The sequence below is a fragment of the Microvirga sp. Mcv34 genome, assembly GCF_024519725.1.
Taxonomy (GTDB): domain Bacteria; phylum Pseudomonadota; class Alphaproteobacteria; order Rhizobiales; family Beijerinckiaceae; genus Microvirga.
Genome location: NZ_JALJRK010000266.1, coordinates 1 through 784 on the forward strand (window position 1 = coordinate 1; position 784 = coordinate 784).

The window sequence follows — 784 nt, forward strand, 5'->3', positions numbered from 1 at the left end:
GGGCCTAGGTCTCCCGCTCGAGGCGCGCCAGACCACGGTCGATGTGCGACCTCATTGCTGAGCCTGTCCGGCGGTGAAGGCCTCGCGGGTGCCGAGCCGACACCCGCAGCAGAGAAGCCCTTGCGGGCGGTTACAATCCATGGTGGTCACGTTCATGGCGGTTACTCGGCCGCCCGCGGCAGCGCGTTTCCGAGGCGTGCAGACAGGGGCTCGTGGCCGCCGTCGCGGCTCGAGATCGTGTCCTGCTGCCGCGGCAGCCCGCGCCCTTTCACGAGGGCGTAGATCGCCGGGATGACCACGAGCGTCAGCACCGTGGACGAGACCATGCCGCCGATCATCGGGACGGCGATGCGCTGCATGATCTCCGATCCGGTGCCCGTGCTCCACAGGATCGGGATCAGGCCCGCCATGATGGCGACAACGGTCATCATCTTCGGTCGCACCCGCTCCACGGCGCCGACCATGATCGCTTCGTAGAGGTCCTCGCGGGTGAAGGCGCGGCCCTGGGCAGCACGCGCGGCCTGCACCTCCTTCATGGCGTGATCAAGGTAGATCAGCATGATCACGCCGGTCTCAGCAGCCACACCGGCCAACGCGATGAACCCGACCGCCACCGCGACCGACATGTTGAAGCCAAGCCACCACATCAGCCACAGCCCGCCGACCAGCGCGAATGGCAGCGACAGCATCACGATCAACGTCTCCGTGAGACGCTTGAAGTTGAGGTAGAGCAGCAGAAAGATGATCAGCAGCGTGACCGGCACCACGATCTTGAGGCGGGCCT

The 784-nt window shown here is 66.2% G+C and carries 1 protein-coding gene; it reads right to left on the reverse strand.

Features of this window, described 5'->3' with window-relative positions:
* Positions 1–161 precede the first annotated feature (161 nt).
* A partial coding sequence (locus OC446_RS30545) for an efflux RND transporter permease subunit (protein WP_262032615.1) occupies positions 162–784 on the reverse strand: 623 nt, incomplete at its 5' end.